Origin of the sequence: Fundicoccus ignavus, assembly GCF_009659375.1 — a bacterium.
GTDB classification, from domain to species: domain Bacteria; phylum Bacillota; class Bacilli; order Lactobacillales; family Aerococcaceae; genus Fundicoccus; species Fundicoccus ignavus.
Genome location: NZ_WJQT01000004.1, coordinates 114,631 through 126,548, shown reverse-complemented (window position 1 = coordinate 126,548; position 11,918 = coordinate 114,631). Strand labels below are relative to the sequence as shown.

At 45.2% G+C, this 11,918-nt stretch carries 9 protein-coding genes; 6 read left to right on the top strand and 3 right to left on the bottom strand.

From position 1 onward, the window contains the following. Positions 1-5: 5 nt before the first annotated feature. Positions 6-761, bottom strand: a complete 756-nt coding sequence (gene sufC / locus GF867_RS04700) for a Fe-S cluster assembly ATPase SufC (RefSeq protein WP_153831959.1) — start codon at positions 759-761, stop codon at positions 6-8. A 242-nt stretch (positions 762-1,003) separates the two neighbouring features. Here sufC and GF867_RS04695 point away from each other — a divergent pair, with 242 nt between their 5' ends. The 5 genes from GF867_RS04695 (at position 1,004) to GF867_RS04675 (ending at position 6,671) form a co-directional block, all read left to right on the top strand. Then, the gene (locus GF867_RS04695) at positions 1,004-1,837 is read left to right on the top strand and encodes a GntR family transcriptional regulator (RefSeq protein WP_153831958.1); all 834 of its coding nucleotides are present in this window, start codon (positions 1,004-1,006) and stop codon (positions 1,835-1,837) included. A gap of 924 nt (positions 1,838-2,761) precedes the next feature. Next, positions 2,762-3,766 (top strand): siderophore ABC transporter substrate-binding protein, encoded by a 1,005-nt coding sequence (locus tag GF867_RS04690; protein WP_153831957.1) that lies wholly within the window; start codon positions 2,762-2,764, stop codon positions 3,764-3,766. A 100-nt stretch (positions 3,767-3,866) separates the two neighbouring features. Then, on the top strand, positions 3,867-4,832 hold the full coding sequence (locus tag GF867_RS04685; RefSeq protein WP_253940731.1) for an ABC transporter permease: 966 nt from the start codon (positions 3,867-3,869) through the stop codon (positions 4,830-4,832). Beyond that, positions 4,825-5,922, top strand: coding sequence for an iron chelate uptake ABC transporter family permease subunit (locus GF867_RS04680; RefSeq protein ID WP_366927750.1), 1,098 nt, complete (start codon positions 4,825-4,827; stop codon positions 5,920-5,922). Before GF867_RS04685 ends, GF867_RS04680 begins: the two co-directional genes overlap by 8 nt. Beyond that, positions 5,919-6,671, top strand: coding sequence for an iron ABC transporter ATP-binding protein (locus tag GF867_RS04675; RefSeq protein ID WP_153831955.1), 753 nt, complete (start codon positions 5,919-5,921; stop codon positions 6,669-6,671). The genes GF867_RS04680 and GF867_RS04675 overlap by 4 nt, the downstream gene beginning before the upstream one ends. Before the next feature lie 1,248 nt (positions 6,672-7,919). On the opposite strand, the gene GF867_RS04670 is transcribed toward GF867_RS04675, so the two are convergent. Next, positions 7,920-8,693 (bottom strand): sugar phosphate isomerase/epimerase family protein, encoded by a 774-nt coding sequence (locus GF867_RS04670; RefSeq protein WP_153831954.1) that lies wholly within the window; start codon positions 8,691-8,693, stop codon positions 7,920-7,922. A gap of 97 nt (positions 8,694-8,790) precedes the next feature. Here GF867_RS04670 and GF867_RS04665 point away from each other — a divergent pair, with 97 nt between their 5' ends. Next, complete coding sequence (locus tag GF867_RS04665) at positions 8,791-9,315, top strand: hypothetical protein (protein WP_153831953.1); 525 nt, start codon at positions 8,791-8,793, stop codon at positions 9,313-9,315. 1,459 nt (positions 9,316-10,774) lie between these two features. Here GF867_RS04665 and GF867_RS04660 read toward each other — a convergent pair. Then, on the bottom strand, positions 10,775-11,905 hold the full coding sequence (locus GF867_RS04660; protein WP_153831952.1) for a sodium ion-translocating decarboxylase subunit beta: 1,131 nt from the start codon (positions 11,903-11,905) through the stop codon (positions 10,775-10,777). Positions 11,906-11,918 lie beyond the last annotated feature (13 nt).

Genomic DNA, 11,918 nt, shown 5'->3' with positions numbered 1-11,918 from the left:
CGCACCTAGCCTTCCTTTTCAGTTGTCGCTAAACCTTTATAGCCTTCTGCTTCGAGTTGCTTCGCGAGTTCAGGCCCGCCAGAAAAAGCAATCCGCCCATCCATCATGATATGCACGATATCAGGCTGAATATAATTCAACAATCGTTGGTAGTGTGTAATAATCAATGACCCAAACTGCTTACCTCGTAAGGCATTCACCCCGCGAGCAACAATTTGTAAAGCATCAATATCCAGACCTGAATCAATTTCATCTAGAAGCGCAAATGTCGGTTCAATCATTAAACACTGCAAGATTTCATTACGCTTCTTCTCTCCACCTGAAAAGCCTTCGTTAAGATAACGCAGCGCCATTTCTTCAGGCATCTCAAGTAAGGCCATTTTCTCATCGAGTTTCTGCATAAATTGACGAACGCCTATTTTGTCATCTTCTGCTCGTCGCGCATTCATTGCCGCTCTTAAGAAACTGGCATTCGTCACCCCTGGTATCTCACTCGGGTACTGAACAGCGAGAAACAGACCAGCGCGCGCTCTCTCGTCGACTTCCATCTCAAGCACATCCTGCCCATCGAGCAGCACTTGGCCTTGCGTCACTTCATAAGCAGGGTTCCCCATAATTGCTGCGGCCAGCGTTGATTTTCCAGCTCCATTCGGCCCCATAATCGCGTGAATTTCATTGGTGTTCAGCGTGAGGTCCACCCCTTTTAATATTTCCTTGCCTTCAATCGCCACGTGTAAGTCGATAATTTCTAGTGTTGCCATTTCCATCACCCTTTCCTTTCAAATATACCATTTTGTGATTTTATACACTTTTATATAAGTGCGTATTTTGTTTTATATAAAATTTTATATCACGCACGAAAACTTGTTATAAACAATGATAATTCACACTTTATCATTTGTCTAGGCTTAAAAACATTTTCGTTAAAAATGTTTTTTTGTACTTGTTTTTCACATTCCATGTGATACTATAAACTTATCTAAAATCTTAAGGAGGAGCTCAGATGGAAACGAACGACGTGCTGTCTATCAAAAGTCAATTAGCCGCGCGTGGCAAAAAACAACTGTCACAAGTCCTTTATGACAGTTTGAAAAAGCTAATTTTAGCGGGCGACTTAGCGCTAGATGAACGCATCAACGAACAACAATTAGCCAAAGCCTTGAACATATCGCGTACTCCCTTGCGTAAGGCATTGGATCAGTTGGCAGCCGAGCACTTGGTGGCTTATGAAGATAATCGCGGGGTTCGCGTCATCAATATTACCGAGGATACCATCAGCGAAATTTATGCCATTCAATTACAACTCGATCAATTGTTGTATCACGAAGCGATGCGTAAATTGAGCCAAGCCCAACTGGACAGCTTAGCCATGGACTTCAGTCAATTAAAGCGATATGAAGCGACTTATCAATTCGATAAATTAGCCCAACTCACTCAACAGTTCAAAGAGTTAATTATCCCGATCGCAAAGAGTCCTATTTTGAAACATTTATTGGATGAATTAACGATTTTTTCCAACCGTTTAAGCTATTTGTTAGAGGGCGACTTACGTCATCAACAGATTGCCTTGCGCGAACAGTTAGTGATTTTAAACAGTTTGATTCATAAAGAAGCGAGTGTCTTGGAGAAGGCGTTGGGTCAACAAGTACGTCATGCGCGCAACTATATGCTGCAACAATACCGCCGAAGTATGCGTGATGATTATGAGGCGGAAGATGGGCAGTCGTCACAACCTCACCTTAATATTTTCATTTGTGATGAAGCGGCTTGTCCACTGTACACATCTTTTCAAGCAATGGTAACCAGACAACCTGCAGGGGGAATTAGAGATTTTTAGATGACACCGGAAGTCATTATATTAAGCTTTTGGTTTTAGCTTGATCATATAGCGGTTTTTTTGTTGAAATACTAAACGTAGGTGGGACTCTTTATTGTTTTGATGGGTTGTCAAAGGAATCATGCGAATCATCAGCTTGGAGTGACGGATGTTTAAGGACTTCCGACGCAAGGAGGAAGTTACCGCCTTGGGGTATTTGTTTCAATGTGCAAACTCAGAGGCTAAGTTTGATGATTGAAGGCCTCAATGCGCTAACTCTGAGGCTGGGTTTGATGATTGAAGGCTTCAATGCGCTAACCCAACCCACGAGTTGGCACATTGGATTGGTTAACGTGTCGACTCAGAGTTTGAGTTGGCACGTTAGAGTACGAAACATGGTAAAAACCTGAAAAATTGCTGGAAAAAGGTGTTTTTCCGTCTGAAATTTGCTTAATACGAAGAGTTTTTGTTTCAATGTGTCGACTGGGGATTTGAGTTGGCACATTGGATTGGTTAACGTGTCGACTCAGAGTTTGAGTTGGCACATTAGAGTACAAAACATGGCAAAATCCTGAAAAATTGCTGGAAAAAGGCAACTTTCCGTCTGAAATTTACTTAATACGAAGAGTTTTTGGTTCAATGTGTCGACTGGGGATTTGAGTTGGCACATTGGATTGGTTAACGTGTCGACTCAGATGTTGAGTTGGCACATTGGTTAGGTCAACGTGCCTTGAAGGCTTCAATGTTCAAACTAAAATCGAGAGTTTGAACATTGAAATGGATTGGGCTACAGTTCCCAACAAAAACTACTTGAATCTTTGAGAGAAAAGTAAACACAGCCTAGCCACTTGAGCTCTCAAAGCCCCGGTAAAGCACTACAATGAGCGGAGCCTACACCACCACCAAATCAAATAGACACAATACAATTTTAAACGAGGAGCATTTATGAAAATGAACAAAAGACTTTTAGTTAGTTTACTTGCAAGTATTACCTTAGCACCGATTGGCATCACCTTAGTGGAACACCACGATTCCACTGCTGCAGTCGCGATGGCTGCTGATACCCTTTCAGTCGAGGATATTCACGGCGTTGTGGAAGTTCCCGTGAACCCACAAGTCGTTGTGGCTTTAGACAACCGTACCTTTGAGACGTTAGCGGATTGGGGCGTGACCTTGGCGGCGGCACCTAAAGACGTGATGCCAGCGAACAACCCTTATGTGGCAGACGAGAGTGTTGTCAATTTAGGCAATCACCGTGAACCGAATTTAGAATTGTTAGCAGCTGCCGAGCCCGATTTAGTAATTGTCGGTCAACGGTTCGCTTCTTATTATGATGAAATCAAAGCTTTAGTTCCCAATGCTGCCGTCCTGGATTTTAGTTGGGACGTGTCGAACGATGATGGATCCACTGGTCAAAACTTACTCAACGGCTTCAAGTCTTCGACTTTAAGTTTAGGGGCCATCTTCGGACATGAAGCAGAAGCGGAAGCCTTAGTTGCGGACTTGGATGCTGCATTGTTGGCCGCGACAGAAGCCTATAACGGACAGGATACGATTTTATCTGTTGTAGTTTCAGGAGGCGAAATTGGTTTCTCTGCACCTAATTCTGGTCGAGTTTGGGGACCATTGTATGAAATCTTCGGTTGGAAAGCAAGCTTGGACTTGGACAACGCTTCATCAAGCCACACAGGCGACGACATCTCAGTTGAGGCCATCGCACAAAGCGATCCAGATTGGCTAATGGTACTCGACCGCGATGCCGGCGTCTCTTCATCAGAAGGTGCTACTCCTGCAACTGATGTTATCGAAAACGCCACCGCCTTACAGAATACGAACGCCATTCAGTCCGGTAATATTTTGTATGCGCCAGCCGACACTTATACCAATGAATCGATTCAAACTTATATCGAATTATTCGAACTATTAGCAGCTGCCTTTGCCGGCCAGTAGTGAGTGTGACACAAAAAAATTACAAGTGGCTCTTGAGTTCAGGGTGCGTATTGCTTAAGCGCGCGTGATGTTGGTAAGTATTCTGATTGGGGGGGGAAAGATGATGATACGGAGTCGAAATTACTTGCTATTACTGGGCATAGGGTTAGTGGGCTTGATCGCTTTGTCCTTGAAAACCGGCGCCTACGACATCTTGAATCAGCCAGATGGTTGGCAAATGTTCTGGATCACTCGGGTACCGCGCACGGTTTCGCTGCTTTTATCGGGGGCTGCCTTGTCGATTTGCGGCTTAGTGATGCAGTTGCTAACACAAAATCGTTTTGCGGAACCGACGACCGCCGGCACAATCGAATGGGCGGGGTTGGGCTTAACCTTAGCATATGCCTACTTGCCGGCGCCTACCCTATTCCAGCGGATGTCAGCTGCCATTGTGTGCGCCTTTCTCGGCACCTTGATTTTCTTTTTCATCATTCAACGCTTACAGCTGCAGACTTCGCTGATGGTGCCGATTGTTGGCCTGATGTTGGGCGCCGTCGTCTCTGCTGTTTCGAGCTTTCTGGCTTTAGTTTTCTCGCTGAGTCAGTCATTAGAGGTTTGGTTCACGGGTTCCTTCACCCAAGTTCAAGCCGGTCGTTATGAGTATTTATGGTTGATTGCGTTGATTACGGTAATTATTTTTCTGGTGTCAGATCGTTTGATGGTGGTCGGCTTAGGCAAAGATACTGCGACGAGTTTGGGGGTAAATTTCCAAGCTGTCTTGTTGCTCGGAGTGGGGCTGGTTGCTTTGGCTGTCGGCATTGTCACTGCAGTCATTGGCCAGCTGCCCTTCTTAGGCTTGATTGTGCCGAATTTAGTCTCAATGTGGCGCGGTGATGATTTGCGGTCTAACTTACCGTATGTTTGTTTACTGGGCATGATGTTAATCACAGCTTGCGATTTAGTCTCACGAACAATTGTGGCCCCGCTTGAGATGCCGGTTTCGCTTATTCTCGGAACATTGGGCAGTGCTATTTTTCTTTTATTACTCTGGCAACAAGCTAAAAGAGGAGGTAAACAAGGTGACTAAATTAATCGCAACTGCTGGCAAGCTTAGTTTGGGAAGTCAGCGAAATTCTGGCCTACAGGATAATCCTACCCCAAATAAGCAGATGCCGTTAAATCACCCTCACGCCTTTCGAACGCGCGAAAGTTATATTCGCTATATTTATTTGCTTAGTATTCTGGCAGTGGGGGCTGTGGTATTTACTTTAGGATTATTGCTTTACAATAATCCCGTGGCGGTTACGTCGCCCTCCTTCGGACCTGTGGTACAGCGGCGCTTAAATGCCTTAATCGCGATGGGTATCGGTGCAGTTTGCCAGGGAGTGGCTACGCTCGCCTTCCAGACGGTGACTAATAATCGCATCATTACCCCATCGCTCCTTGGTTTTGAAGCCTTATACTCGGTCATTCAAACTAGCTTATTATTCTTTGGCGGCCTTCAAGTTTTATTAGCTTTCAACGGTGCGGGCGCCTTTTTATTGCAAGTCGGCTTGATGGTCGGCCTATCGCTTCTATTGTACGGCAGTCTCTTGAACAGCGCTCGCCAAAATTTACAATTATTATTGTTAGTCGGCATCGTGCTCGGCACCTCATTGCGCAGCCTTGCGACTTTCATGCGCCGCTTATTGGAGCCAGCTGAATTCGATATTTTGCAAGCGAGACTATTCGCTTCTGTCAATAACGCCGATGCCGAGAGCTTCCCAATTGCTATTTTGCTGGTGGTGGTGGCTCTTGTCTGGTTATTGACCTCATCCAACTGCATGAATACCATGCGCCTTGGACCAGACGTCGCCGTCAGCCTCGGTGTGAAATATCGTTATTGTGAATTTAAAATTCTAACAATCGTATCGATTTTGATGAGCGTCTCAACCGCGTTGTTGGGCCCCATCACTTTCCTAGGCTTTCTAGCCGCCACCTTGACCTATCAACTCGTCTCAACTTACGACCACCGCTACCAATTTCCAGTCGTGATTTTGCTCAGCTACTGCGTCCTGACCGGCGCCTATTTCTTAATGTTCCACGTATTTAGCGCCCAAGGTGTTGTCACCCTCATCATCGAACTCGTCGGTGGCCTGACCTTCCTAGCACTCCTAATGAAAAGAGGTAAAGCATGATTAAACTAACCACCGTGTCAAAATACTACTCACAATCATCGAGCGTTGGACCCTTAACTCTGGACATCCCCAAGGCGGGTCTGACGTCATTGATTGGACCTAACGGTGCCGGTAAATCCACTATGTTGTTAATGATTGGACGCTTGTTGAAACTAGACGCCGGCACTATTCATGTAGCCGGAATGAATGTAGCAGATACACGGTCGGGTGACTTAGCGCGCGTCTTGGCTATTCTCCGCCAAGACAATCACTTCATCACGCGCCTAACCGTGCGTCAATTAGTCGCTTTCGGACGCTTTCCCTATTCTGGTGGCCGCCTGACGGTTGTGGACTATCAGGCGATCGCGCGCTATATTGAATTCTTCAATCTAGAATCGATTGCCGATTGTTACTTGGACGAATTGTCGGGCGGTCAACGTCAGCGCGCTTATGTTGCGATGATCTTGTGCCAAGAAACAGACTACATCTTGTTAGACGAACCCTTGAATAATTTAGATATCGCCCACTCGGTCCAAATGATGGACCACTTGCGTCAGGCGGTCGATAGCTTAGGGCGTACCATTGTGATGGTCTTACACGACTTGAACTTTGCCGCTCGCTACTCAGATTATATCTGCGCGATGCAAGCTGGCCAAATCCAACATTTCGGACCTCCCGCCTCAATCTTTCGCCCAGAAATATTGAGCGAGCTGTACGGAACCCCTGTAGAAGTTTACGAAAGTCCACGCGGGCTGGTAGTTGCGGTTTAGTTGTGGATCAGGGAGCTTAAGCCGAATCGGCAAACAAATCCAATCGGCTTCAGTCTTAACCATTTTATGTGGGGTTGTAACAGCTTTGTTTCTAAATATGGGATGAATAGCCAATGATTTATTTTGTTTCTGCTTCTATCGTGTCGACTGGCGATCTGAGTTGGCACGTTGGAGTTCCAGGTGGATTGTGGCTGTAAATATGCTGATTTGACTGAAAAAAGGCAAGTAAAAGTAAATATTTGAAGTGAAAATTGCAGAATATAATTCTAGCGTGTCGACTGGCAATCTGAGTTGGCACGTTGGGGTTCCAATGTGTCGACTCAAAACCCGAGTCGACACATTAGAATATATTAGTGTAATTTCGGGTAATGTTTGGCTGTAAATAGGCTAATTAATCTGGAAAAAGTTAGAAACAGTATAAATTTGAAGTGAAAATTGCAGAATATAGTTCTATCGTGTCGACTGGCAATCTGAGTTGGCACGTTGGAGTGCCAATGTGTCGACTCAAAACCCGAGTCGACACATTAGAATATATTAGTGTAATTTCGGGTAATGTTTGGCTGTAAATAGGCTAATTAATCTGGAAAAAGTTAGAAACAGCATAAAATTGAAGTAAAAATTGCAGAATATAGTTCTAGGGTGTCGACTGGCAATCTGAGTCGGCACGTTAGAGTTTTAATGTAATTTCGGGTAACGTTTGGCTGTAAATAGGCTAATTAATCTGGAAAAAGTTAGAAACAGCATAAAATTGAAGTAAAAATTGCAGAATATAGTTCTATCGTGTCGACTGGCAATCTGAGTTGGCACGTTGGAGTGCCAATGTGTCGACTCAAATCCTGAGTCGACACATTAAAATGCACAATAATCAATATAACGATAGAACGAGCGAATATAATGATAAGATACCTTGTTTAATTTCAATTCTGAATAAGAACATAAAGTGCTTATTGTTTACCAACTAATCAATAAGGGAAACTTCTTTTGAGAAAGAAGTTTTTTATTTTTCTCTTTAGTGGTTTGGGCGGATTTTCTAACTGTTTTCAAGTTATCTTTACTGATTTTGTACCCTTTTAGCTTTCAATGTTTAAACTCGCCATTTGAGTTTGATGATTGAAGGGGTCAATGTTTAAACTCGCTGTTTGAGTTTGAACATTCAATTCAAGTTTCCGCAATTAAGTGATAGGTTGATACAATAAAACAATAAACACCCCACTCTCACGATAAGCATTGTGAGAGTGGGGGTTAAGTTTATTGGCCTCGTAAATAAGCTAACGATTCGCGGATAGCTTGATCTGGATCGTCGCCTTCGATACTACATTCAAAGGCAAGGTCACCTGTGTAGCCTAATTCCTCAAGGACTTCCAGAAAATGCGGGAAATTCAAGTTGCCCGAACCAGGTTGGTAGCGGTGGTGGTCGGCTAGGTGAATGTGACCAAGATATTCGGCATTGTCGCGTAGGGCTTGTTCGATGTCGGCTTCTTCAAGGTTCATGTGGTAGAAGTCGGCCATGATTTTCACGCGGTCGAGTTGGTTCTCGACGATTAGCTGGCGCGCTTGCGTCAGCGTGTTGAGCAGGTGGTCTTCTTTCTGGTTCAGTGGTTCCAGATAGATGTACGTTCCGGTGGATTCGGCGACGGCTTCTAGGCGACGGAGTGAGTCGCTTAGAACGGCGAAGTCTTCTGCTGGCGTGCGAGTTGCTGCATGCTCATGCAAGCCCCAGCCTGCTGGGACGACCATTCCGTGTCCGCCGACTTCTTGAAGGGCGTCTAGTATCGCACCAATTTCTTGGATGGCACGTTGGCGGCGGCTTTCGTCATAGTCGCCGATATGGCCTTCATAGCCGCCGCAAGCTGTAGCGATGGGGAGGCCGGTTAATGTGACCGCTCGCTTAGCCTCCGCTAGAGACGTCAGTAAGAGTTTGCCGTCGATTTCGTAGCTATCGTAGCCGAGTTCTTTTATACGAGCGAGTTTATCGTTCATATTTTGTGGGAAGTGTTCTTGGTTTTGTGTGCTGATATTCATGGTAGCGCCTCCATTTTCGTTTGGTTCATTGTAGCATATTTGATATGCGGGGTGGAAATTTTTGTTATAATAAGTTTATAAAGTTGAGGTGATGTTGATGGAAGTGGGTTCTTTGCAGATGCAGGTGCGTGAGGTGTTGCGGCAGTGTGATTATGCGTTGGAGGCTGTTCGGGGAATGAATGCTTATTTGGCGGGTGATGCTTCGGCGACGGTGACGGCTTTCTGGGCGCATTCGCAGAATTTTGTGTTGGCAGCTGGTTTGTTGGCGGATTTGTTGGGGGCTGAGCGTCGTGGTTGGCGTAAGGAGTCGAAGGAGTTGCGTCATTATTTCGGTGTGACGGGTGCTTGGCATTTGAAGGATTTTGCGGATTTTTACCGTGATTATGCGAGTCAGCTTGAGAATTGGTCGGTTGAAGCGGCTGGTGGCATGGTTGTGGATGCGACGGTGATGCCGTTTGAGAAGGTTCTGGCCAATTATGGTGCGAGCGCGCGTTTTCTGCGTTTGTTTGATCCGCTGACTTTCAAGTTGTATTATTTGGACACGGAGCTGGATGTGCAGGCGGCCGTCGACGAGATTGTGCGTTTATACAAGGCCGGCATGGCTAAGTTAGAGGCGCGTTAAAGCTGATAGTGGCTGGTCTGTTTACGTGTACTGGTCCAGAGGCTTGCCTTGAGGTTTTCGTGAGTTTCACTGTGAACAACTCAGGTAGCGGCATACGAAAAAGTCAAAATCATAGCCGTCCACAAATTCTATAAAGTTTAATCTACGGAGACTGGCTGATGGCTGGTCTTTTTTGGCTTCTAAACGGCCTTAAAACAAAAAACTCGGTTTTCCAAGGCAAAGCTCAGCTGATTGAGTTTAAATAACCGATGACTTCACTAAGAAGCTTGCCTATATTTACCCCATCACCACAATCACAAAGTCGCAAAGCAAAAAGCCATCTCAATTTCACTTCATTAAGACAGCTTTAATGATTTAATCCATCAACAAATCTGCGATAGTAGCTAGTGCCTTTGTTTCCTTTGTGTTAGCCTTGTAAATTTGAAGTGCCTCGATTAAATTATATTCCATAAAGAATTCTCGAATAAACACTTCCGTTTTAATATTACGTTCCTTTAAGACTTCTTTAACAAATTAAGATGGCTTAACTTTGCTTTTTATCACCTTCAAACGATTTTATCGATTGAAAACACCAAAAGTTTAACTTTCCACCCAAAACACTCCCATTAAAGTAAATTATCACAATAAAAAGCCCGCCTTATCAAAGACGGACTCAAAACCCTTTAACGGAAGAGTCAACCGAGATATTGGGTCACCTCCTACAAACCAGAGCAACCTCCAGCCGCTTGCAGGTCGGGCGGAATATCATAACTAGACTGAATAGTCATCCTCAATCTGAAAACACCTACCTTCGTCGCATATAATGGGAGACTCAAGAAAACAATGACACTATCAATAAATTGCCACCGAATTCCATCACCTTTTCGCTCACAAACGTGCCACATTATTTTATTCATTCAATTCCTCCTTCTAAGTCATCAAATAAAAATGCACAGGGGATACAAATAGAGCACCTAACGAACAACGTCACGTGCGACCAAGAATCTATTGAATATTAAATTAACGACGCCGACAACAGGCAGGGAAACCAAAAGCAACAACAGCGCCACAGCCAAACGAAGACATAAAAAGCCCATGCTCAAAAGAAAATAAAAATGAAAACTCGTGTGTAGTGTAACATTTAACCCGAACATGGCAAACCACTCCTCAGAATTCGATCAACTATCGACACAAAACGATTGGCTGGGAAAATATCTGACTAAACCAAGTGTAGCACAGGCACCCCCCAGAAACTCACAATTTACGAGAACTTAACACACAAAACCCAAAATTAACAAGAAATTTACACACTAGGGAAAAAGGCACCACACCCTACAAGCACACATTAGCCAAGCCTCCCCACCTCCCAGCAGAACGTCCTAGCTCATTCACACAGCCGCTAGCCATTAGTTTGACCCGTGATAAACCCGCTCATCAAACAAAAACCGGAGCCAAGCTCCGGCTTTCCTGTCACGACTGACTATCCAAAGAAACTCAAGAGAATCCCAGCGGCAATCGCTGAACCGATCACGCCAGCTACATTAGGTCCCATGGCATGCATCAATAAATAATTATCCGGGTTAGCTTTGATGCCTTCGACTTGCGAGACACGCGCGGCCATGGGGACGGCGGAAACGCCGGCCGAGCCAATTAGCGGGTTAATTTTTCCACCCGTTAGTTTGTACATCAGCTTGCCCATCAACACGCCACTGGCAGTTCCTACCATGAACGCCAGCAAACCTAAGAAGACTATTTTGATCGTATCGAGACTCAATAAAGTGGCAGCATCTGCGGATGCGCCGACCGAAACGCCCAGGAGAATCGTCACGATGTACATCATGGAGTTTTCCAGGGTGTTGGCCAAAAGCGGCACGACACCGCTCTCGCGAATCAGGTTGCCGAGCATCAACATCCCGATTAAGGAAGTGGCCGAGGGAATCAGCAGGCTGACAAACAGAGTCACAACTATCGGAAAAATAATTTTTTCTTTCTTGGAAACGGGACGCGTCTGGGTCATGACGGTCTCACGTTCCTCTTTCGTCGTCAGAGCGCGCATAATCGGCGGCTGAATAATTGGAACGAGGGCCATGTAAGAGTAGGCCGCAATCGCAATCGTTGGCAGAATATGTTCCGCCAGTTTGGACGACAGATAGATAGCAGTCGGGCCATCCGCCCCGCCAATAATGCCGACGGCGGCCGATTCATTGGGAGTCATGCCGAGCGCCAGCGCACCGAAAAAAGCAGCAAAAATTCCAAATTGGGCGGCACCACCTAATAATAAGGTCTTAGGATTGGCAATCAGTGGGCCGAAGTCCGTGGCTGCTCCTAAACAGAGAAAAATCAAAGGTGGGAAAATACCGAGACTAACGCCTTGGTACATATAGTAAAGCAGTCCCCCGTTTTCTGTGGCAGTCGGTGGGTTCATTAAGCCGGCTAAAGGTAGATTGGCCAGCAACATCCCAAAGGCAATCGGAATCAACAGATAAGGTTCATAGTTTTTGGCAACGGCTAGATAGATTAAGACGAGCGACAGGGTAATGACAATAATTTCTTGAATGGTGATACTTAACAAGCCTGTACTGGCGATCAATTCGTTGATTGCTTCAAACATTTTAATCCACCTT

Bases quoted from the DNA above. Each gene is read 5' to 3' on its own strand.
- sufC (WP_153831959.1), bottom strand. From the start codon at position 761: ATGGCAACACTAGAAATTATCGACTTACACGTGGCGATTGAAGGCAAG.
- GF867_RS04695 (WP_153831958.1), top strand. From the start codon at position 1,004: ATGGAAACGAACGACGTGCTGTCTATCAAAAGTCAATTAGCCGCGCGT.
- GF867_RS04690 (WP_153831957.1), top strand. From the start codon at position 2,762: ATGAAAATGAACAAAAGACTTTTAGTTAGTTTACTTGCAAGTATTACC.
- GF867_RS04685 (WP_253940731.1), top strand. From the start codon at position 3,867: ATGATGATACGGAGTCGAAATTACTTGCTATTACTGGGCATAGGGTTA.
- GF867_RS04675 (WP_153831955.1), top strand. From the start codon at position 5,919: ATGATTAAACTAACCACCGTGTCAAAATACTACTCACAATCATCGAGC.
- GF867_RS04670 (WP_153831954.1), bottom strand. From the start codon at position 8,693: ATGAATATCAGCACACAAAACCAAGAACACTTCCCACAAAATATGAAC.
- GF867_RS04665 (WP_153831953.1), top strand. From the start codon at position 8,791: ATGGAAGTGGGTTCTTTGCAGATGCAGGTGCGTGAGGTGTTGCGGCAG.
- GF867_RS04660 (WP_153831952.1), bottom strand. From the start codon at position 11,905: ATGTTTGAAGCAATCAACGAATTGATCGCCAGTACAGGCTTGTTAAGT.